This window comes from Rubellimicrobium roseum (genome assembly GCF_006152145.1).
Taxonomy (GTDB): domain Bacteria; phylum Pseudomonadota; class Alphaproteobacteria; order Rhodobacterales; family Rhodobacteraceae; genus Rubellimicrobium; species Rubellimicrobium roseum.
This window is the reverse complement of record NZ_VDFV01000015.1, coordinates 1-20,554: the sequence shown is the minus strand read 5'-3', so window position 1 is coordinate 20,554 and position 20,554 is coordinate 1. Positions and strand designations below refer to the sequence as shown.

The following is a 20,554-nucleotide window of genomic DNA, read 5'->3' as shown; positions in this document are numbered from 1 at the left end:
GACCCCCGGTGCTGCGACAGCGGGACTTGGCAGCCTCGGCTCCTCCGCATGGTCGAATTGCCAACCCGCGACGGTCCGGCGGTCCGGGCCCCGGCACTGGCCGCTCCTGACCGGCAGTCGGTCAGGAGATGGGTGCCGAATCGTTCCGCTGGCCTTGCTGACGGCGTTGGCGATGTCGGCCGGACCTGCCGTGGCGCAGGAGGTGACGCTGAACCTGGGCGGTGACGGATCGCTGGCCACGCGCTCGCTTCAGCTTCTGGTGCTCGTGACGGTTCTGAGCCTCGTTCCGGGGCTGGCGATCATGGTCACCTGCTTTCCGTTCGTGGTGACCGTTCTGTCGATCCTGCGACAAGCCTTGGGCCTGCAGCAGGCCCCACCCAACATGCTCCTCGTGACGCTTGCGCTGTTCCTGACCTGGTTCGTGATGGAGCCGGTTCTCGCCGAAGCTTGGGCCACCGGAGTTCAGCCCTTCGTCGAGGGGCGTCTTCCGCTCGAGCAGGCGTTCACGGCCGCCCTTGCCCCGTTCCGGATCTTCATGGCAGGCCGTGTCGCAGCGGACACCTTTGATGCGCTGGTGGCCCTGCGCCCGCAGCTCGACCCGGGCATCGCCCCCGCGGACGCCCCCCTGTCGGTCCTCGTTCCGTCCTTTCTCCTGAGCGAACTCACGCGGGCCTTCCAGATCGGCTTCCTGATCTATCTGCCGTTCCTGATCATAGATCTGGTGGTCGCCGCGGTCCTCATGTCGATGGGCATGATGATGGTCCCACCAGCCATCGTGGCCCTGCCTTTCAAGCTCGCATTCTTCGTGGTCGCGGATGGCTGGAGCCTCGTAGCCGGAAGCTTGGTTCGGAGCTACTTGTAGAAACTCTTCAACCGATCCTTCTAGGCCGCCAAAGATGCTCGTGCGGTCGTCCTTGGAACGTCTGGGCTTTGGTGGTGTGCCGTGCTGGGTCCGACAGGCCACAAGGGAGAGCGGTTCTGATGGAGATGACCATGGTCGAGCGCGATCTGGCGAAGACCGTGTTGGGAGCACACGGGGCTGGTCCTTGGGGGCGGTCCCTTGCAGGAGACCGAGACGCCATCGTCTGCTGGCCGCCCTCGTCCAGCCAGCCAAGCTGTGGCGCGGCGACGGAAGCGTGAGGCGGTGCACATCTGAGGCGCGCGCTGGCCCGAATGGGCTATGAGGCACGGCCTATCCTGCCTGCCCATATGAAGCCCTGCGTCAGGTGTCGGAAGAACGGTGCCGCCAATTTTGAGGTGCATCTCGCGAGACCGCTCAGCGCTCCGGAGTGCGCGTTGCGGGTAGGAATAGTGTCTGCGGGCGGGGAGCGTCAGGATTTTTGTGTCTCTGTTCGCCCGCCCGGTTCTCCGTTGATCGCTTTCAGCCCGGCCTCGGCGAGAAGCAGGATCTTCCTGATGGCGTCGATGCTCCCGCCTGCGCGGCATTGCATGCACCACTGTGATTTCAAGGGCGAGGCAGGCTGGCTTCCCCAGACGGACCTTCTCACCCGCAGGTTCTGCAGGACCACGGGCGATGCGTAGGTGAAATACGTGCAGGCACTCCGCATCAAAAAAGCGAAGCAGATGCTTGGGATCACTGCGCAGCCGACGGACAACGTGGTCACTGCCGCACGCTATGCCGACGTCGCCTTTCTCGCCGCATGTTCCAGCGGCAGGATGGGGGTAACCCTCGTGCGCTGTCGCCAGCGTTTCAGAACCCTTGAAGCGGCCAACGCCATAGGGAAGGCACCTTCCGAAGCGACAGCAGCCATCCGACCATTACGTTCGCAGGACCGGCGGCGACTTGGAACCTGAATCCATGCAGGATGCCGGTCTGAAGGAAGCGACCAAAAGCATGGAACTGGTCTCACGGTCACGCTCGGGGGTTCCCCTCTCACCGCATCCCTTTTCAGCTCCGATGGGATTGGCTCTCGATGATCAAAGGGACCGGGCCAGCAGCAGCCATGCCGCGGGGCGGGCAGAGCCGGCGGCTGGTCTGGCTGCGCCGGACGGCTCGTCGCGACGAAGGCCATACAGACGGTGGTCGTTCATATGCTCGATGTGCTGGCGGGCAATCCGTTCGGCCAGGCGGTCGGCAGCAAGTCGTAAGAGGATAGGGATGTTCGTCACAAGCAACGGCCAGGGCGAACGGCGGGAGGGAACCGGACAAGGATCCGTGGTCATGAGGGAGTCCTGAGATGCTGAAGGTAAAGGCTGTCCCCGTCTCCGTGCGTCATCGTCCGCTGTGGCAATGGAGGTCGGGCCGCGGAGGCACGCGCCATCAAGAGCGAGGAACACCCTGAGGGCTTCTCATGACCCATGATGGAGACCCATGGACGGGTGGGCTTGCGCCGTTCAGGTCCCGCCGGAGAGGCCGGCCATGGCCGGGCCAGCCTCGGATCTTTGGTTCAGATCCTTGCTTCGAGCACCAGATTGAACGGTGTCTCGAACGCCCGCCGGAACTGCGTGAAGCCGGCCTTGCGGAACACCTCCCGCAGGCGCGCCTCGCCCGCCTGCGCCCCGAGCACCATGTGGCCGCCGTCCGAGATCGCATGAGCGCAGCAGACCGTTGCGGAAGCGGAGTAGTACATCCGCGCCACCGGCGAGACGTTCTGCCCGACGCGGTCGTTGGCGAAGGGCTCGACCAGCATCACCGAACCACCCGGCGCGAGCCTCCGGGCCGCGCGCGTGGCGGCGGCCACCGGGTCGCCCATGTCGTGGAGGGCGTCGAAGAAGCAGATGAGGTCGTAGCCCTCGCCCGGATAGTCGTCCGCCCGTGCCACATGGAAGCTGGCGTTGCGTACCCCTGCCCCATCGGCATGGTCCCGCGCCTCGTCGAGCGAGGGCTGGTGGTTGTCGAATCCCCAGAAGCGCGACCTCGGGAAGGCTTCGGCCATCAGCAGGGTCGAATGCCCGTGACCGCAGCCGACATCCGCAATCTTCGCGCCGGCCTCCAGCTTTGCGACCACCCCGTCGAGCGAAGGCAGCCACAGCGGCACGAGGCTCGGGCGGTAGGCGTTGCGGTAGAAGGCTGCGACCCCGCAGACGAGCCTGTCGTCGTGGTCGCCCCAGGCAATGCCCTTGCCGGTGCGAAACGCTTCCAGTGCCTTGGGCTCGTCCGCCCACATGGAAGCGGGGATGTTCCAGGCCGTGGGCATGAAGACCGGGCTGTCGGGATCGGCCAGCACGAAGGCCTGCTCCGGCGGAAGCTCATAGGTGTCGCTGATGTCGTGGTAGACGACGTAGCCGCCCGCGACCTGCGAGCCGAGCCACTCGCGGACGTAGCGCTCCGCGCAGCCGGACCGGCTCGCGACCTCGCGCGAACTCAAGGGTCCGGCGCCCGCCATGGCCGTGTAGAGCCCAAGCTTGTCGCCCAGGCTGACCATCACGCCGGCATAGGCGGCCGAGATGTCCTGCACCGCCTGTCCCACAAACGCGTCGAGCTTCGCGGGGTCGATATGCGAATGGTAGTCCTTCATCTCTGAATCCTTGATCAGTCGCTCGGGAGCGTCCCGAGGGTGCGGGCAACCTCGCTCGGACCCGCGCCGCGCGGCAGAGCGGCCCATGCCAGAACCGGGCCATTCGTGCCGCCGGAGCAGGACGGCGTGGCGCGGCGGGACGTCCGCGCGTATTCTCCGGTCAAGGAGCCTTCGATGCCGGACACGAGCCCGACCGCCGTCCCCGCGCCACTGCACGTCAGCCTGCTCGCCCTGCCCGAGGGCGCGGTCTCGACGCTGACGGGCATCTTCGATGTGCTGAGCGCCTTCGCGTTCCTGCCGACGCTGGGCGGCGGCCCGCCGCAGCCCTCGCCCTTCCGCGTCGAGATCGTGGGTGCCCGTTCCGGACCGCTGTCTCTGGCCAGCGGCATCCCGATCAGCATTCACAGGGCGGTGGCCGAGGTTCCCGCGACCGACATCGTGATTGTGCCTTCGGTGGTCTTGCCCCCCGAAGGCTGGATCGCGGGACGCCACCCCGAGCTCGTCGCGTGGCTCACCGCCATGCACACGCGGGGCGCCCTGCTCTGCTCGGCCTGCTCCGGGATTTTCCTGCTGGCCGAGACGGGCCTCTTCGACAGCGTCGACGCGACGGTGCATTACGGCTACGCCCGCCAGTTCGCCTCGGCCTTCCCTCGGGTGCCGATCCACCCCGAGCGCGTGCTGGTGGTTGCGGGACGACAGGAGGAGCTGATCTCCTCGGGGGCGTCGATGACCTGGCACGACCTCGTGCTATATCTGATCGCCCGGTACGCAGGCGCGACCGCCGCCCAGGAGGTGGCCCGCGCCTTCGCCCTGCAATGGCATCAGGACGGCCTTGCGCCCTACATCGTCTTCGAGGGACGCGTCGACCATGGCGACTCGGCCATCCAGACGGCGCAGGACTGGGTGGCGCGGCACTTTCAGGTCGCCAATCCGGTGGAAGAGATGGTCCGCCGCTCGGGCCTGGCGGAGCGGACCTTCAAGCGCCGCTTCGCGTCGGCGACGGGCCTGAGCCCGATCGCCTATATCCAGCGCCTTCGGGTCGAGGAGGCCAAGCGGCGCCTTGAGCGGACGGCGGCCTCGGTGGACGAGATCAGCTGGCAGGTGGGCTACGAGGAGCCCGCCTTCTTCCGCCGCCTCTTCAAGCGCACGACCGGCATGGCGCCCGGAGCCTACCGGCGACGTTTTCAGGTGCCGGAGTTCGCGGCGGGCACCAAGACCGTCATGAAGTGAAGGGGCGTATCGCACGCCCCTTCGCGACCGTCACGCCGCCTGCATTGCTGCGGACGCCCGGTTCCTGCCATGCAACCACAGCCGCCCGACCGAAAGCCCCGCAGCCACCAGCGTGCCGAGACCCAGGGCGCACCAGAGCCCGACGACGCCAAGCCCCAGCCCGGCGCCGAGCCAGAGCGCAAGCGGCAGTCCCACCAGCCAGTGCCCGACCAGCACATGGACCATGGGCGCACGGGCATCCTTCCGCCCCCTGAGCAGGCCCGTCGCCGCTGAACCCGGTCCCAGGACCAGCTCCGTCACGCCCAGGATCGCGAGGAGCCAACCCGCCAGTTGCGCCGCTGCCTTGCCGAGCTCGCCATCGTCGAAGACTGCATGAGCCAGGGGAGTCGCCAGGCTGAGCAGCACAAGGCAGAGCGCCGCTCCGAACGCGACCGACAACCCCAGGCTGCTGGTAACGACGGACCTGGACGCCCGCGCGTCGCCCAGCGCCTCGGCCCGGGCGATGCGGACCATGCTGGCCTGGAGAAGGGCTGTGGGCACGGCATAAGCGACTCCGGCCGTCCTCAGGGCGAGCGTATGAGCGGCGACCTCGACCGTGCCGAAGCGCGCAGCGTAGAGCGTGGCACCGAGCCAGATGCCCACTTCCGCGACGGTGGCCACCCCGATGGGAAGCCCGACCCGGAGAACGGGCGCAAGCTCGGTCCAGGCGACAGGAGGGGATCGCTTCGCGTCCGCCGGTCGCCGCGACGCGCGCCGCAGCACGAGCAGAAGCACCAGCAGCGTCCCGCAGGCCACTAGGAACGAGGACAGGCCCGCGCCGGTGGGACCAAAGGCCGGCAGGGGTCCGGGCCCGGTCATCAGGACCCAGTTGGTGGCCGCATTCAGCGGCAGCATGGTCAGCGTGACCTTGAGAAAGAGATTGGGACGCCCTGCCGCCGTCAGCAGCGTGCGCAGGAGCACGACGCCCAGCATCGGCAGGAGCGTCAGCGCCATGGTACGGGTGTAGCCCCGCCCCTGAGTGAGAAGGTCCGCATCGAGACCGAAAGTCACGAGCCAGCGCGGCGCGAACCAGACGGCGGGCACGGCCACCAGAGCGCAGAGCGCGACGAGGCGCCAGCCGATGCGCTCGAGGCGAGCCGCCCCGGCGGCATCCTCCTGCACCGCTGCCGCCGTATAGAAGGGCGAGAGACCGGCGACGACGCCTGCGCCCACATAGAAGAGAATGGAATAAAGGTCGCTGCCAACCGCCACGGCGGCAAAGGCATCGGTGCCGAAGAGCGCCGACACCATGGCCGCGTCGGTCACGCTCATGCCCATGTTGACCAGGGCGATCAGCATGATGGGAACGGCCAGGCGGACAAGCGCGCCGGTTTCGCCGAGTCGGTCCGTCCAGCTCATTGAGGCACGGGACCGCGGCTGGCCCAAGGGCCGGGAGAGGGAAAGAGACATCTGAAGGCTCCGAGAAATGTGCTGCGCCGGGGCCGGATGGCGCCGGAAGCCCCGGGCCTACTCGGGCACAGCCAATGCCGTCAGAGCCGCATCGGCCAGCTCCGGGCCGTATCGGCCACAACCCCGCATTGTTGTTGCCTGGCCCCAGATCTCTCTATCCGAAGGACCGCATCTTCGCCTTCTGCGACGGTGTCGGCCGAAACGGCCCGGTTCTGGCCGATCCGAACCTCGGCAGGAGCAGGCTGGTCGCCTAGCAGGACGTCATGGTCGGCCTTGGCAGCAAATCGCGCGCGGAACGACCCGTTCCCTACGGAGATACGATCATGACATTCCGAACGACCCTTCTCGCCAGCGCGGCGACCTTGGCATTGGCAGGCGCCGCCATGGCCGAGCAGACCGCCCTTGTTCTCTTCGAGACCAAGGGCATGACCACCGAGCCCCGCCGGGAGGGCATGGCGGTGCTCGACATCGATCCCGCCTCGCCCGACTTCGGCGAGGTCCTGGTCGAGTATCCGCTGCCCACTGGAACGGTGGGACACCACATCTTCTACAACCCCGACCGGACCCGCGCCTATGTGACCTCGCTGGGCTCGCCGGTGCTCCATGTCTTCGACATGACGGCCCAGCCCTACCGACGGACCGAGATCGCCGTTCCCGACTGCGTCGTGGGCGAGGATGTCGCCTTCTCGCCTGCCACGGGTCGCTGGTTCCTCACCTGCATGGGCAGTTCCAAGGTCATCGTCGGCGACCTCGCCACGGACGAGGTGGAGGAGGTCTGGGACCTGCCCGAGCCCTGGCCCCACGGCATCACGGTCCGCGAGGACCTCGGGCGCATCCTCGTGACGAGCACCGCGAACCCGGCCGTGATGGGCGAGTACGGCGACAGCGTCACCGAGCTCGACCTCCAGACAGGCGAGGTGGTTGCCGTCCACTCCACCCGGGCGGCGGGGGCCGAGGCGCCCTCGGGGCCGGTGGAGATCTTCTTTGTGCCGCATGCCGAGCCGCCGGTGGCCTATGTCACCAACATCCCCCAGGGCGACCTTTGGATCGCCGAGTGGGACCCAGGGGCGGAGGCCTTCGCGTTCCGGCAGGGCTTCGACTTCACGGCTCTCGGGCAGGGCATGGCGCTCGAGGTCTACTTCGACGAGGAGAACGCCAGGGCCTATGTGACCACCGCCGCCCCCGGCCACGTGAACGCTTTCGACATCTCGGACCCTCGCAACCCCCGGCACCTCGGGGCCGTGGGCACCGCTCCGGGGGCGCACCACATGACCTTCTCGGCGGACGGGGCGCTCGCGTTCGTCCAGAACGGGCTCATGAACATCGATGGGCTTAACGACGGTTCGATCACCGTGGTGGACCTCGCGGCCATGGAGTCCGTCGGCAGCATCGACACCTTCAAGGAAGCGGGCTTCACCGTGAACATGATCGAGGGCATGCCCGACGACCCCCGCGCCCATACGCACTGACGAGCCTGATCCCTCCAAGGACGGCTTCGGCGCGGAGTTCGACGCCGTCCTTCCCCAGCATTCGCGCGCAGGATGGAACCACAGGATGTCATGCCTTTCAGCTTCGACCTGCCTACACGGCGTCTCCGGATCTCGTGGGCTGCACTGGGCCAGCCATTGGCTGGTCTCCATGTGGCTTCCCTTCGACGAGCGTATGCTTCAAAACAACGGTCTTCCGGATGCTGATCAGCCCGGCCCGCCCTGGATCGGGGACCACATCCGACCACCGTCGCGCTTCTGCTACCGCACTAGCGAGTTCGGGGGGCGCGGCTCTTGGCCTCCAGGTCCGCCGCAGGCTCCGCTGACACCACCGCCGGCAGGAGGTTGCGCCGACGGTAGGCCGAGGCGGTGACGCCCACCGCGCGGCGGAACAGGCGGCGGAAGCTCGCGGGCTCTTGGTAGCCCACCGCCTCGGCGACCTCGTCCACAGGCAGGTCGGTGGTCTCCAGCAGATGCTTGGCCTCCTCGATCCGCAGGACCTGTACGTAGTCCATGGGCGCAAGCCCCGTGGCGCGCTTGAAGCGGGCATGGAACCCGCGCTCAGTCAGCCCGCTGCGGGCCACCATCTCCCGGACGGGGTTTGCGGTCACGTAGCCGTCCGCCAGCCAGAGCTGGGCCTCGGCGACGAGCCGGTCCTCGTGCTGGCGCCTAGCCGTGAGTCCGGCGAAGGGGAGTTGGCCCTCGGCATGCGCCTCGATGAGGAACACCTTGGCCGCCTGCCGCGCCCGGTCAGATCCGGCGAAGCGGGCGATGAGATAAAGGAGGAGATCGTACCACGAGGAGGCGCCGCCTGCGGTGACGATGCGGTGGCCCGGCCCGGTGGGCACGAGGATGCGCTCCTTGCGCAGCCGCACCTTCGGGAAACGGCGGGCGATCACGTCGCAGAACGCCCAATGCGACGTGGCCTCCTCCCCATCCAACAGGCCCGCCTCTGCCAGAAGAAGCACGCCCGAGCAGACGGAGGTGACGAGCGCACCCGAGGCATGAGCCCCGCGCAGCCAGTCCGCGACAGGAGCATAATGCGCAGGCAAGGGCGCCAGGGGGCTGACGAGGAGCTCGGGCACGATGACGAGGTCGGGCGCGGGCGTCCCGTCCAGCCGTCCGTGCGGCGTGAGAGCGAGCCCATTGCGCAAGGTCAGCGCCTGACCATCTAGGGTAAGGAGCCTGGGGGCGAAGACCGGCGGCTGCGGGGGCCGCCCGTGGAGCACCTCCCAGCTCCGTCCGACAGAGGAGAGCACGTCCAGCAGCGCCATGGTTCCGGCGGCGCCGACCTCTGGCGCTCCGACGACCACCGTTCTCAGCGGACGCGCCTCGGCCATGGCGGCGGCTCCGTTCCGATCCGGCCCGTTTCCATCGGATCCGAACCTATCACATGAGCCGTCCTGCCGGTAGCTCCCCGGCCATCCGGCTCGCGCCAGATCGGCGGCTCCCGGACCCCATTCGGATTGATCCCAAGGAGATTGACATGACGCATCATGAACCAAGTCTCGCGCGGCAAACCGCCTTCGACGAAGCCAAGGCCAAGGCCTTCGCGGGCCAGATGCTGACGGCGCTGAACGGCGCGGCCCTGGCGCTGATGGCCTCCATCGGTCACCGGACATGGCTCTTCGACGAAATGGCCGCCGCCTCGCCCTGCACCTCGGTCGAGTTGGCCCGCCGCGCGAAGCTGGCCGAGCGCTATGTGCGCGAATGGCTGGGCGTGATGGTCGCCGCGCGCGTCGTGACCTACGACCCTGTCGCAGGAACTTACACCCTCCCGCGCGAGCACGCGGCCTTCCTGACCCGCGAGGGCTCGGTCAAGAACCTGGCCGCCACCATGCAGTTCCCCAGCGTGGTCAGCGCGCTGGAAGAGGAGATCCTTGCCCGCTTCCATGATGGGGAGGGCATGCACTACCACCATTACGGCCGCTTCCACGAGGTCATGGGCGAGGTCAGTTACCAGACCACGGTGATGCCGCTTGTGGGATCGATCCTGCCCCTCGTCGATGGGCTGACCGACCGGCTGGAGGCCGGCATCGACGTGGCGGACTTGGGCTGCGGCGCCGGCCGGGCGCTTCTCCTGCTGGCCGAACGCTTTCCCCGGAGCCGCTTCAGCGGGATCGATCTGTGCGAGGCGGCCTTCGCTCCGGCCGAGGCGGCAGCGTGGAGCAAGGGGCTGCGGAACCTCGCCTTCCGGTCCCAGGACCTGTCTCGGGGGTTGGACGGCGAGTTCGACGTCCTGTTCGCGTTCGATGCGATCCATGACCAAGCCGATCCTCAGGCGGTGCTCCGGTCCGCTCACAAGGCGCTCCGCCCCGGTGGAGTGTTTCTGATGGTGGAGTTCGGAGCATCGAGTCGGCTCGAGAACAACCTCGCCCACCCGATCGCGCCATTCCTCTACATGATGTCCACCATGCACTGCACGCCCGTGTCGCTGGGCCAAGGCGGTCAGGGCCTGGGCGCCATGTGGGGCATGGAGACGGCGACCGAGATGCTGGAAAGGGCAGGCTTCGCCAATGTCACCGTGACGCGGCTGCCGCACGACCCATTCAACGCCTACTTCGTAGCACGACCCTGATCGTATCGGTCGGCCATGAAAGTCCGACGGGCGCCGCGCCATCGCGCGGCGCCCGCTGGGGCCGGGGGACTGGAGCGATCCAGAAGCCGCCGCCTGTCGTCTGCCCCGCTCCGGCTCAGAGCCGATCGGCGGTGGGCCGCTCCGGCCCGCCCAGCCAGGCTTCGTGGAAGGCCTGACGGGCCTGGTCGGTCCGGGAGCCCTCGCCCATCAGCTCTTCCGCCTGCCAGAGACCCCAGAATGTCCAGGCATCGCGCGGCGCCCGGGCCAGAGCGGCCTGGAATGCGTCCCGCGCCTCGGCCGCCCGCCCCTGCCCGAGCAGGACCGCGCCGAGCGTGCGGTGAACGGGGGCGTACCAGTAGGGGGGCTCCATGTAGGGGATCGTGACCTCGATCGCGACGGCTTCCTCAAGGAGAACCACCGCGGCCTCGCCATCGCCCTCCGCCTCGGCCACCCTTGCCGCGACGATGCGGCTCGCGATCCCGAGGAGGTCGCGCGCGGGCATGTACTGGGCCTCGAGGTCCGCGAAGTCGGCCTTCGCGATCATCGCCTCGATGGCGGCGCACTCGCTCCGCGCGGCCCCGAGGTCGCCCTCGCGAACGAAGGCCAGACCGCGCGCATAGTGCCGGAAGCCCCGGAGCAGCGGGAACTCGGGCCCGGGATCGGGAAGCGCGAGGATGGTGGCTGCGTCGCTCATCTGCGCGTGCACGGTGAACGGCGCGGTACGGATCGCCTGCACCCAAGCCAGATCGGCCGAGACCTCGTCCGACGTGATGGCGGCCAGCCGATCGGCCGCCGCCACCGCCGGCTCCGCCGCGCCGGCCGACTGCGCGGCCACGAGGAGGAAGTGGACGTTGTGGGGGACGTAGCCGTAGCGGTAGAGTTGACTGACCTCGCCGCCGGACCGCGCCAGGAACGCCTCGTCGGCGGCGATGGCGGCCTCGTTCACGGCGATCGCGTCGGCGTAGCGGCCGATCCGGTTGTAGATGTGCGAGGGCATATGCGCGAGGTGCCCCGCCGCGAGATCGAGCGCCGCGAGCCGGTCGGCCTCATCCTCGCCCTGGGCAGGATCGGCTGAGGCCTCCACGGCATGAATGTAGAGGTGCAGCGCCCCCGGGTGGTCGGGTGCGAGGGCAAGGGCCGCCTCCAGATGTGCGAGAACCGTCGCGCCCACCTCGTTGGGGGTCTCGCCTCCGGCCTCCCAGTAGTCCCAGGGCCGCACCACCATCCAGGCATCCGCGGCGAAAGCCTGGACGTCGGCGTTGCCCGGGAACTGCGCGGCGGCCCCGGACATGGCCTCTGCATAGGCTTGGTTCAGGGCAGCGCGGTCACCGCTGCCGGGTTCCGCATAGCGGGCCAGGAGCGCCTCCGTCAGCGCCCGCTCGAGCGGCGTCGCGGCGAGATCGGCCGCGCGGTTCGCGGCTTCCCAGGCGCGTGCCTCGGCCTCCGGATGCATCCCATCGTTGATGTTGGGCCCGAGAGCATGTGCTTCGGCCCAGAAGCAGAGAGCGCAGCCCGGGTCGATCTCCTGGGCACGGTGGAAGGCGCGCACGGCCTCGGCATGGTTGAAGCCCCAGAGATGGCCCAAGCCTTGGTCGAACCAGAGGCTCGCGGCGGGGTCGGCGGGGGCTTCAATATCAAGGTCGTAGTCGCCGAGGCCCGAAACGAGCACGGCCCCGCCAAGCGGGACGGTCGAAGTGGAGGCTTGGACTTCTGACGGGGATGCCGATCCGGCGGCGACATGCTGCACTCCTGGCGCAAAGAGCTCGGTACGTGGAGGGGCCGTCTCGTGGCGCTCGCCCTCGTGGGCGACAGCGGGAGTGACAAGCGCCGACGACAGGAACAGGGCGCGAAGGGGAAGGCGAAGCATGGAAATGATCCTTTGTAGTAAAAGTGGATGGTCGAAAGGAGCGAGAACCGGCAGCCCGATTGTCAGCGGCCTTCGGTGGCCCGAGAAGCGGGCCGATGACGGCGGAGCTGATCGGGCCTCCGTCCGATGTCCTGCAGGGGATGATTGCCGAGATGCCTTGGACCGCCGGTCAGATCCTAAAGAATGGCTTGGCGGTGGACGAGCGAGGCGAAAAAGTGATTGCCATAATTGTACAACCTTGGGTTGATACAATGATGGGTTGCGCTCCCGCCATCCGCGGGCGGGGCGGAAAGGATGACCGGAGCCCCGGCCTAGGCGGCGCGTCGGGAACGCAGACGGTCCACGAAGTCTGTAAGGTCGCGTGCGAAACGCTCGGGCTCCTCCCAGTGGACGGCATGGCCGGCCTCCTCGTAGGCGAGCAGCCGGGCGCCGGGGATGCCGCGCCGCAGGTCCTCCTGGTCGTCACGGGAGACGAAGCCGTCCTGTCCGCCCCAGATCAGCAGGGTCGGCACACGGATGCGGGACAACTCGGGCCGGAGGTCGAGCGCCATCGCCCTATGGACGGACTCGCGAAACACCCATCCTGGCGTCCGGACGCTCTCCCGTGCGGCCATCTCGACGATGGGCGGGGCCGGCGACTGCGCCACGCAGCCCGCCTGGAACTCGCGGGCGAAGTCCAGGTCGAGCTCGTCGCCCAGATGGACGATCGTGCCGTCCCAGAAGTCCTGGATGGCGGGGTTGCCCTCCATGCCGGGAAAGGCGCCGGCGAGCACGAGGCCCTCGGCCCGCTCGGGATGACCGAGAGCGACCATCTGCGCGACGAGGCCCCCGAAGGAGTGCCCGCAGATCACCGCCCTTGGCAGGCCGAGCGCATCGAGCAGGGCCACGACGTCCGCCGCGAAGTCGGCCGGCGCGTAGCCCGTGGGGGGCTTCGTGGCATCCCCGTGTCCGCGCATCGTGATGGCGATGGCGCGCAGCCGGGCCGGAAGGAACGGCAGGACCGGCTCGAAGCTGCGCCAGCTGTCGGTGTTGCCGTGCAGGAGGATCAGCGGCGGACCATTGGGATCGCCCTGCTCCCTCACGGGAAGCGTGATGCCGTTGCCCAGATCGACGTCATGGGCTCGAAGGATTTGGGTCATGTCAATCTCATGCAATCAGAAAAGGACGAGCGGCCGGCAAAGCCGGTCGGCCAGGACCGAAGGCTCGGTCCTGCCCAGAGCCGTGGACTCGATGCGGTCAGGCCGCCACGTGAGCCGAAGCACCGATGTGTCGGGCCGTGCAGCCGATGTGCCGGTGGTCCGAGCCGCAGCAGCCACCCAGCAGGCGCAGGTTCGGCAAGACGTGTCGGAAAGCTGCGCTGAGCTGTCCGAACTCCTCCGGGTCGCCCGCGTCGAGCTCCGTGGCCGCGTCGAGCTCCGCATGGCTCATCCGCGAGGCGTTGGCGCGCACGCCGCTCACGTGCCGGACCCAGTCGCCCCGCAGCACATCCGCGAAATGGCTCGGATGGGCGCAGTTGACCATGAAGTAGACCGGCGCGCCGTCCGTCGCGTCCATGGTGTCCCCGATCGCCTCGGCCAGGGACTGCCCCGAAGGGAGGCAGCCGTCCGTCTCGACGGTGAAGGACACCGCGACGGGCACGCCGGCGGCCTTGGCTGCGCGCACGATGCCGATGGCCTCGCCGGCATGGTTCATCGTCGTGGCGGTTATGAGGTCGGCGCCGGCCTCCGCCAAGGCCCCGACTTGCGCCCGGTGCAGCGCCTCGGCCTCGGCTGCCGGAAGCTCTGCGCCCACGACGTAGCCGTCCCCCGAAGGTCCGACGATGCCGTTGATCACGATGGGTGTGGCCTCCGTCTCGTGCTGGCGCCGCAGCTCTTCCGCAAACTGAATAGCCTCGGCATTGATCGAGCGGATCGCCGCCTCGTCGTAACCCAGCGCCCGGCCCCAGCGCGTACCGGCCCGCCAGGTCGCGGTGTCGAGCACGAAGCCGGTTCCATGCGCCTGTGCCACATCGATGTAGCGTTCGAAGTAGCGCCGAAGCGCCGCGCGGCCCCCGTCACTCCCGTAAAGCACGAAGGCAGCAAAGGACGGCAGGTCGAGGCCGTCATGATAGATCAGCGATGTCTCAAGGCCGCCATCGGCCAACCAAGGCCGTGCGGTGGACAGGAGGCGTTCAATGCGGGTCATATGCAGGTCCTTTCGAAATGCTCGAATGGCCTTCAGATGCCTCAACATGGCATTCTCTCTCCAGAGAACTTGCGGTATAGTAGAGAGCGCCAGAAATTCGTTTGGTTTGTCGAAGGCCTATACTCCCGGAACGACCTCGGCCGGGGCGTTGTGGCCCGCACAACTGCACCGCCGGTACAGTGGAGGCAGCCCATGGCCGTCACGAAGCCTCAGGACACGCGCACCCGGATCCTCGACGTCGCCCATGAGGCGGTTCTTGCCAAAGGCTTCGACGCGACCTCGATCGAGGAGATCGTTGCCGCGGTGGAAATCACCAAGGGCGGGTTCTTCTACCACTTTCCGGACAAGAACGCGTTGGCACGTGCGCTCATCGAGCGTTACCTCGCCCATGAGAACAAGCTTCTCGACGGTGTCATGTCCCGAGCGCATGACCTCTCGGACGATCCCCTCCAGGTGGCGCTCATTGCCCTGAAGTTCATGGCCGAGCTTCTCGAGGATATGCCCAATGGTCATCCGGGCTGCATCGTCGCCACCGCCGTCTACCAAGATCGCCTCTTCGATGCCGGCGTGCGGGAGATGAACCGCAAGGCTGTCCTGTCCTGGCGGACGCGCTTCCGCAGCATGATCGATGACATTGCCGCGGTTTACCCTCCGCGTGAGCCGGTCGACTTCGACGGGCTCGCCGACATGGTCAACGGGGTGGTCGAAGGAGGCATTGTGCTCTCGAGAGCCCTGCGCCAACCGACCGTGACCGCGCAGCAGGTGCTCCTGTTCCGGACCTTCATCAAGCTCCTGTTCAGTCCGAGGATTCAGTAACGGCCAAGGAGCGGCTTGTTTTCCTCGACCCTCACCCAGCAACTCGCACTTCTACAGGCCATCATGGCGGGCGGCTGGTTCGCCACGAGCGGCCGGAACTGCGGCCGGGCACCTTCAAGCGGAACTTCCGATGTCCTCTCATTCTGGCGTCGTGGAACTGGAACACGTTCCTGGCCAGATCCATTTCAACTTCGTATCTTTATCTGACGTCCTCTCTCCTTGCGGCGCTGAACACCGCGATCTTGGCATCTCGCGACGCCATCCAAGCAGGGCGGCAACCATCACATTTTCTGGTGCTTCACGAACGGCTCATGTGAGGAGCTTTGCCGCAACAGCTAGATCAACACCGTATGGACGATATCCCATCGCGCTGCAGATCGCAGGTCGGAGCCCGATCGGACAAAGCGCGCCTTGCGGTCACGCCCAAGCTCACATGCGGTTGTCGGGAATGTCGCCTGCACCATGACCCGGCGGGCCGGGCTCGGAGGCCGGGGCCTTTCTCGATGCCGGGAGCTGAGGCCATCTGGCCCGGATTTCGTGACCCAAGCCGTGCAGGACTGGACTGCGGCAGCCGGGTCCAAGACCGTCTGCATTGAGCCAGGTCATCCTTGGGAGAACGGACCTGTCGAAAGCTTCGCCTCCAAGCTCCGAAACGAACCCCTGAACCGCGTGGATAAGGGTGGCCCGCCACACTGTCTCACCAGCTGAGAACTGCCGGAGTTCTGCCTGCCTCCGCCATCTTGCGCCGGGCAGCGCGCTTCCTGAACTCAACCCACCAGCAGCGACTCGGCACCGTCGATCCAGACCGGTGTCCCAGAGATGTGACGTGCGCGGTCCGAAAGCAGGAAGGCCACCAGCTCCGCCACCTCCTCCGCCGTGCCGGGATCGCCGTCCGTCAAGGGGATCTCGCCTTCCGGGTACTCGACGGGCTCACCGGCCAGTTCCTCATGGCGCTTGGTCGTGCTCTGGTCGATTGCGGTTTCGACGGCGCCCGGGCAGACGACGTTCACTCGGATGCGGAACTTCGCCAACTCCAGCGCAAGCATCTGCGTCATTGCGACCTGCGCGGCCTTGGTGGCGCTGTAGGCGGTGGCGCCCGCATTCGAAAAGATGCGTGTCCCGTTCACCGAGGCCGTGATGACCACCGCCCCGCCGCCTGCACGCTTGAGGTGCGGCACGCCATAGTGGAGCGTGAGATAGGTTCCGCGCAGGTTCGTGGCGATCGTGCGATCCCATTCCTCTGGCGTGATCTCGTCGATGGGGGCCCAGACGCCGTTGATGCCCGCGTTAGCGAACAGGTAGTCGAGCCGACCGAACTCGCCCACAAGACCCTCGAACGCGGCTTGCACCTCCTCGGCAGAGGTCACATCCGCCACAAGCGGGAGCGCCCGACCGCCCGCTTGACGAACCTCCGACACCACTCGCTCGACCTTGTCCCGACCATGTCCCAGGACGCCGACCACACACCCTCCAGCGGCCAGGCGCAGAACCGTCGCGCGGCCGATCCCGGAGCTGCCTCCGGTGATCAGGGCGACCTTGCCTTCGAACTCCATACGTCCCTCCAGATGGTTGATCGTGTCGACGAACAGGTTCGCTCGTCGCGAGGCGCCCCTGTCGCGCTGAAAGCCCGGCCAGGTTGCAGCTTCACGAAGGGAGGCTGTGGAGAAACCAGAGCTCCGTCATGAAGGCAGACTGGCCGCCGCTTGCTAATCCGACGACGACGTGCCGCCCCGCTGCCCGACCTTGTCCTGTGTCCTACTTTCGAAGTCGCTGGCGTCGTGCCGCTCGTGCAACTGCATCGCGGGTTCGCCGAACGTGTTGTTCACCATGCGCCCGCGCCGCACGGCCGGTCTCGCATCGATGATTTGCGCCCATCGGCTGACATGCTCGTAGGACCCGACGTCCAGGAACTCGGCCGCGTTGTAGAGCCGGCCTAGCACGAGCTGCCCGTACCACGGCCAGATGGCCATGTCGGCGATAGTGTAGTCGCGGCCCGCCACGAACCCCTGCCCGGCCAGCCGGCGGTCCAGAACGTCCAGCTGGCGCTTCACTTCCATCGTGAAGCGGTCGATGGGGTAGCGGAACTTGGCCGGGGCATAGGCATAGAAATGGCCGAACCCGCCCCCAAGATACGGGGCGCTGCCGACCTGCCAAAACAGCCAGGACAGGCATTCGGCTCGTTCCGCCGGGTCGGTCGGCAGGAAGGCCCCGAACTTCTCGGCCAGGTAGATCAGGATGGAGCCGGACTCGAACACCCGGATCGGCGTGCGAGCGCTGCGGTCCACCATCGCCGGAATCTTGGAGTTCGGGTTGATGGCCACGAAGCCGCTGCCGAACTGGTCGCCCTCGTTGATTCGGATCGGCCAGGAGTCGTACTCGGCCCCTGAATGACCCATCGCGAGCAGCTCCTCCAGCATCACGGTGACCTTCACCCCGTTTGGGGTGGCTAGGGAGTAAAGCTGGATGGGGTGCCGTCCGACAGGCAGTTCCTTGTCATGCGTGGCCCCGGCGACCGGGCGGTTGATCCGGGCGAACTCGCCGCCGTTCTCCTGGTCCCATGCCCAGACCTTCGGTGGGGTATAAGTGTCCGAGCCGTTCATGTGGGGCGCCCAACCTCGCTGGTCCGAGTGGTGAGGGATCTAGGGCAACCTGGGCTGAGGCAACGACGAGGATGCCACGCCCGATCGGTTCAGCTGCGGCAGGGACGGCTCGGCCTGGTGCCGCGGGGCTCAAAGCATGGCTCATGACGGCCTTAACGCCAAGCAACGGCGAATTTGCCGGCCTGACCTTGGATGGTGGGAAACCGGTGGACGCTCCCCTTTCCGGCAGACAGGCGGTGGCCTAGGCTTCCTTCAAACGAAGAAAGGAGACAAGCCGATGGACGGCGCACAGTCCCGCCAGACCCCAGTTGACCCCGATGGCCTCCTGGAGTTCTCGGTCGTCTTCACCGACCGCTCCCTGAACCACATGTCAAAGCTCTTCCAAGGCGTGATGCGGGACATCTCGGCCGGCCTGAAGGAGGTCTATGGCGCAGAGGCGGTAGCGGTGATCCCGGGCGGGGGCACCTATGCCATGGAGGCCGTCGCGCGCCAGTTCGGGTCTGGGGCCCACGCGTTGGTCGTGCGCAACGGCTGGTTCTCCTATCGTTGGACGCAGATCTTCGAGGCGGGTGGCTTTGCGGCCCGGACCACCATCTTCAAGGCCCGCTCGCAGGGCGACGCAGCCCCGTCTCGCTATGCCCCTGCGCCCATCGAGGAGGTTACGGCCGCGATTCGCGAGGCCCGGCCCGACGCCGTCTTCGCTCCCCACGTCGAGACTTCGTCAGGCCTCATCCTATCGGACGACTACATCCGGGCGCTGGCGGAAGCAGCGCACGAGGTGGGCGCGCTGATGGTCCTCGACTGCGTGGCCTCCGGGTGCGTCTGGGTGGACATGAGGTCGACCGGGGTGGACGTGCTAATCTCGGCCCCGCAGAAGGGCTGGTCCTCGACCCCGGCGGCGGGTCTCGTGATGATGTCCGAGCGCGCCAGGGCACGGCTGGAGGTCACCACGTCCAACAGCTTTGCGCTGGACCTCAAGAAGTGGACCTCGATCATGTCTGCCTACGAGGCGGGCGGGCACGCCTACCACGCCACGTTGCCCACCGACTCGTTGCGCCAGTTCCGCGACATGATGGACGAGACGCGCGCCTTCGGCCTCGAACGGGCCAAGGTGGCGCAATGGGAGCTTGGCCGCGCGGTCCGGGACATGCTGAAGCAGAAGGGCTGTGTGTCAGTCGCCGCGCCGGGCTGGGAGGCGCCCAGCGTCGTCGTCTGCTTCACCGACGATCCCGAGGTGCAGTCGGGCCGCCGCTTCGCCGCAGAAGGCATGCAGATCGCCGCGGGTGTGCCGCTCCAGGTGGACGAGCCCGAAAGCTTCCGCAGCTTCCGCGTGGGCCTGTTCGGACTTGACAAGCTCCGCGACGTCGAAGGCACGGTCGAACGGTTTCGCGTGGTGGCCGATCGGGTGTTCGGGTAGGAATACGGCCAACGGCCCGTCGTGCCGCTATTGCTCGATGATCGGCCTCTGCACACGGCGCGGCCCTATGCGGGATCCCACTGAGAGATCTCCTCGACAAGCACCGTGCGGACTGTCAGCGAGAAGCATCGTTGAGGCGCACAGGCGGTGTACTTCTGTGACAGGCTTCTGGTCGTCACGCCTGTGACATACAACTTCAGTGGTCGGACCGGTGCGCCTGATCCAGCCCCGCCAAACTTGCCAGTGCGGCGGTCCGACCGAGAAAGAGCCCTCAGCCCAAGGCGTTGGGCTGGATCAAGCCCAGGAGCGGCGGGGCGACGTTGGTCGCGACCCAAGCGGAGCTAGGGGCAAGGTGAGGGCCACGCCTTAGGCCGGGCTCGTAGGGCGTACGGCCACGGCGAGGATGCAGGCTCCCATCGTCAGCAGCAGGCCCGCAGCGCGGAGAAGGACCAGTGTGAGGTCTGTCAGCGAGCAGAGGGTTAGAGCCAAGGCAGCAAGGATCACGCTCGTTAGTAGGTGGGCAGGCCCGTCCAGGCGGAGATCGGATGGTGCGAAGAGCTTAGTCATCTCGGGTCTTCTTGGTTGCGCAGGTCTCCTTGGGACCGCCGCGGTCCGACGGTGGAGCGAGGTCGGACGTCAGGCGATCACCTTGAAGGTCAGAGTCATGCGGCGGTGCCCGGCGCAGATTGTTGGAATGACCGAAGACCCGCCCAGCTTCGGAGCGCTGATCCGGCCTCGCCGCCGAAGGCACTTCAGCCAGCTCGACCTCGCTGCCTCCCAGCGCTTGGTCGATGCCGTCCCAAGGGCCATGCTCCTAATCCGGCGCTCGTGGTGAACTGGCCCTAGACCAGAACCGGCCCTGGACCCTGGTTGCCGCCGACGAGGGCCTGGCGCACCTGCTCGTTGGGGTAGCGCTGCCCCTTCTCGGCCCCGCGGCCAATATGCTGCGGATCAACCTGTATGCCGACGGCTTGGCGCCATGCATCCGCAACTGGTGCGACCAACTTCTCGCCTGGCGGACCCGGCAGAACGAGACCGTCCCTACGCGGCACTATCGGCGCGTCTGGGCAAACTTCTGGGTTGCCCGTTGCCGCCCCACGCCCGCCCCCGGCCAGGCCTGCCCTCGAGGGTAGGCTTGCCATGCCGCTGGAGTTGGCCACCGACGCCCAAGCGCGGCCGCTGCGCCTCATCTTGACCACCACCGTGTTCGGCACCGCACTCGACGTCGGCCTCTCCGAACTGGCCATCGAGTCGTTCTTTCCTGCCGATCTAGCCTATCTACGGACCGCCCAAGCCTTGGATAAACCGGCCTGGACGACGCGAGCAGTCCGGCGGGGTTGCCGTAGGAACAAGGTCGGCGCGGTTGTGTCCACTCTCCCCGCGAGATGCCGACCGCCTCCGGCCGGGTCCCCCTTTCGTGCTCGGCGCCGAACGGTGCGCCTTCACG

15 protein-coding genes and 1 pseudogene are annotated in these 20,554 nt (G+C 67.4%); 8 read left to right on the top strand and 8 right to left on the bottom strand.

Features of this window, described 5'->3' with window-relative positions:
* Positions 1-172: 172 nt before the first annotated feature.
* Both fliP and FHG71_RS11960 read left to right on the top strand, forming a co-directional pair.
* Positions 173-862 carry a flagellar type III secretion system pore protein FliP gene (gene fliP / locus FHG71_RS11965; RefSeq protein ID WP_139081919.1) on the top strand — a complete coding sequence of 230 codons (690 nt, stop codon included), beginning with the start codon at positions 173-175 and terminating at the stop codon, positions 860-862.
* 680 nt (positions 863-1,542) lie between these two features.
* On the top strand, positions 1,543-1,815 hold the full coding sequence (locus FHG71_RS11960) for a hypothetical protein (RefSeq protein ID WP_139081918.1): 273 nt from the start codon (positions 1,543-1,545) through the stop codon (positions 1,813-1,815).
* A 593-nt stretch (positions 1,816-2,408) separates the two neighbouring features.
* On the opposite strand, the gene FHG71_RS11955 is transcribed toward FHG71_RS11960, so the two are convergent.
* The gene (locus FHG71_RS11955; RefSeq protein WP_139081917.1) at positions 2,409-3,479 is read right to left on the bottom strand and encodes a class I SAM-dependent methyltransferase; all 1,071 of its coding nucleotides are present in this window, start codon (positions 3,477-3,479) and stop codon (positions 2,409-2,411) included.
* Positions 3,480-3,653: 174 nt separating this feature from the next.
* Here FHG71_RS11955 and FHG71_RS11950 point away from each other — a divergent pair, with 174 nt between their 5' ends.
* Positions 3,654-4,709: a GlxA family transcriptional regulator gene (locus tag FHG71_RS11950; protein ID WP_139081916.1), complete on the top strand. Its 1,056-nt coding sequence runs from the start codon at positions 3,654-3,656 to the stop codon at positions 4,707-4,709.
* 30 nt (positions 4,710-4,739) lie between these two features.
* Here the strand turns inward: FHG71_RS11950 and FHG71_RS11945 are convergent, their stop codons facing one another.
* Positions 4,740-6,158, bottom strand: coding sequence for an MATE family efflux transporter (locus FHG71_RS11945; protein WP_139081915.1), 1,419 nt, complete (start codon positions 6,156-6,158; stop codon positions 4,740-4,742).
* A gap of 323 nt (positions 6,159-6,481) precedes the next feature.
* Between FHG71_RS11945 and FHG71_RS11940 the strand changes: the two genes are divergently transcribed.
* Positions 6,482-7,627 (top strand): YncE family protein, encoded by a 1,146-nt coding sequence (locus tag FHG71_RS11940; RefSeq protein ID WP_139081914.1) that lies wholly within the window; start codon positions 6,482-6,484, stop codon positions 7,625-7,627.
* Between the two features lie 287 nt (positions 7,628-7,914).
* On the opposite strand, the gene FHG71_RS11935 is transcribed toward FHG71_RS11940, so the two are convergent.
* Positions 7,915-8,985, bottom strand: coding sequence for a GlxA family transcriptional regulator (locus FHG71_RS11935; RefSeq protein WP_139081913.1), 1,071 nt, complete (start codon positions 8,983-8,985; stop codon positions 7,915-7,917).
* A gap of 146 nt (positions 8,986-9,131) precedes the next feature.
* Here FHG71_RS11935 and FHG71_RS11930 point away from each other — a divergent pair, with 146 nt between their 5' ends.
* Entirely contained in the window at positions 9,132-10,223 is a 1,092-nt protein-coding gene (locus FHG71_RS11930; RefSeq protein WP_139081912.1) for a class I SAM-dependent methyltransferase, read from the top strand.
* A 115-nt stretch (positions 10,224-10,338) separates the two neighbouring features.
* Here FHG71_RS11930 and FHG71_RS11925 read toward each other — a convergent pair whose 3' ends face one another.
* From FHG71_RS11925 to FHG71_RS11915, 3 genes are all read right to left on the bottom strand, one after another.
* Positions 10,339-12,090 carry a tetratricopeptide repeat protein gene (locus tag FHG71_RS11925; RefSeq protein ID WP_139081911.1) on the bottom strand — a complete coding sequence of 584 codons (1,752 nt, stop codon included), beginning with the start codon at positions 12,088-12,090 and terminating at the stop codon, positions 10,339-10,341.
* Positions 12,091-12,401: 311 nt separating this feature from the next.
* A complete protein-coding gene (locus tag FHG71_RS11920) occupies positions 12,402-13,229 on the bottom strand; it encodes an alpha/beta fold hydrolase (protein ID WP_139081910.1) in 828 nt (275 codons plus the stop codon).
* Positions 13,230-13,326: 97 nt separating this feature from the next.
* Positions 13,327-14,274: a homocysteine S-methyltransferase family protein gene (locus tag FHG71_RS11915; RefSeq protein ID WP_139081909.1), complete on the bottom strand. Its 948-nt coding sequence runs from the start codon at positions 14,272-14,274 to the stop codon at positions 13,327-13,329.
* 192 nt (positions 14,275-14,466) lie between these two features.
* On the opposite strand from FHG71_RS11915, the gene FHG71_RS11910 reads away from it, so the two are divergent.
* The gene (locus tag FHG71_RS11910; RefSeq protein WP_139081908.1) at positions 14,467-15,090 is read left to right on the top strand and encodes a TetR/AcrR family transcriptional regulator; all 624 of its coding nucleotides are present in this window, start codon (positions 14,467-14,469) and stop codon (positions 15,088-15,090) included.
* Between the two features lie 522 nt (positions 15,091-15,612).
* Positions 15,613-15,756, top strand: a pseudogene (locus tag FHG71_RS11905) (integrase core domain-containing protein); the annotation flags it as partial.
* Positions 15,757-15,857: 101 nt separating this feature from the next.
* Here FHG71_RS11905 and FHG71_RS11900 read toward each other — a convergent pair.
* The gene (locus tag FHG71_RS11900) at positions 15,858-16,643 is read right to left on the bottom strand and encodes an SDR family oxidoreductase (RefSeq protein ID WP_139081906.1); all 786 of its coding nucleotides are present in this window, start codon (positions 16,641-16,643) and stop codon (positions 15,858-15,860) included.
* A 153-nt stretch (positions 16,644-16,796) separates the two neighbouring features.
* The gene (gene yghU / locus FHG71_RS11895) at positions 16,797-17,690 is read right to left on the bottom strand and encodes a glutathione-dependent disulfide-bond oxidoreductase (RefSeq protein ID WP_139081905.1); all 894 of its coding nucleotides are present in this window, start codon (positions 17,688-17,690) and stop codon (positions 16,797-16,799) included.
* 277 nt (positions 17,691-17,967) lie between these two features.
* Here yghU and FHG71_RS11890 point away from each other — a divergent pair, with 277 nt between their 5' ends.
* Positions 17,968-19,107, top strand: a complete 1,140-nt coding sequence (locus FHG71_RS11890; protein WP_139081904.1) for an aminotransferase class V-fold PLP-dependent enzyme — start codon at positions 17,968-17,970, stop codon at positions 19,105-19,107.
* Positions 19,108-20,554 lie beyond the last annotated feature (1,447 nt).

Coding starts and splice junctions, on each gene's coding strand:
- FHG71_RS11935 (WP_139081913.1), bottom strand. CDS start 8,985: ATGGCCGAGGCGCGTCCGCTGAGAACGGTGGTCGTCGGAGCGCCAGAG.
- FHG71_RS11900 (WP_139081906.1), bottom strand. CDS start 16,643: ATGGAGTTCGAAGGCAAGGTCGCCCTGATCACCGGAGGCAGCTCCGGG.
- FHG71_RS11925 (WP_139081911.1), bottom strand. CDS start 12,090: ATGCTTCGCCTTCCCCTTCGCGCCCTGTTCCTGTCGTCGGCGCTTGTC.
- FHG71_RS11930 (WP_139081912.1), top strand. CDS start 9,132: ATGACGCATCATGAACCAAGTCTCGCGCGGCAAACCGCCTTCGACGAA.
- FHG71_RS11955 (WP_139081917.1), bottom strand. CDS start 3,479: ATGAAGGACTACCATTCGCATATCGACCCCGCGAAGCTCGACGCGTTT.
- yghU (WP_139081905.1), bottom strand. CDS start 17,690: ATGAACGGCTCGGACACTTATACCCCACCGAAGGTCTGGGCATGGGAC.
- FHG71_RS11950 (WP_139081916.1), top strand. CDS start 3,654: ATGCCGGACACGAGCCCGACCGCCGTCCCCGCGCCACTGCACGTCAGC.
- FHG71_RS11915 (WP_139081909.1), bottom strand. CDS start 14,274: ATGACCCGCATTGAACGCCTCCTGTCCACCGCACGGCCTTGGTTGGCC.
- FHG71_RS11910 (WP_139081908.1), top strand. CDS start 14,467: ATGGCCGTCACGAAGCCTCAGGACACGCGCACCCGGATCCTCGACGTC.
- fliP (WP_139081919.1), top strand. CDS start 173: ATGTCGGCCGGACCTGCCGTGGCGCAGGAGGTGACGCTGAACCTGGGC.
- FHG71_RS11945 (WP_139081915.1), bottom strand. CDS start 6,158: ATGTCTCTTTCCCTCTCCCGGCCCTTGGGCCAGCCGCGGTCCCGTGCC.
- FHG71_RS11940 (WP_139081914.1), top strand. CDS start 6,482: ATGACATTCCGAACGACCCTTCTCGCCAGCGCGGCGACCTTGGCATTG.
- FHG71_RS11890 (WP_139081904.1), top strand. CDS start 17,968: ATGGACGGCGCACAGTCCCGCCAGACCCCAGTTGACCCCGATGGCCTC.
- FHG71_RS11920 (WP_139081910.1), bottom strand. CDS start 13,229: ATGACCCAAATCCTTCGAGCCCATGACGTCGATCTGGGCAACGGCATC.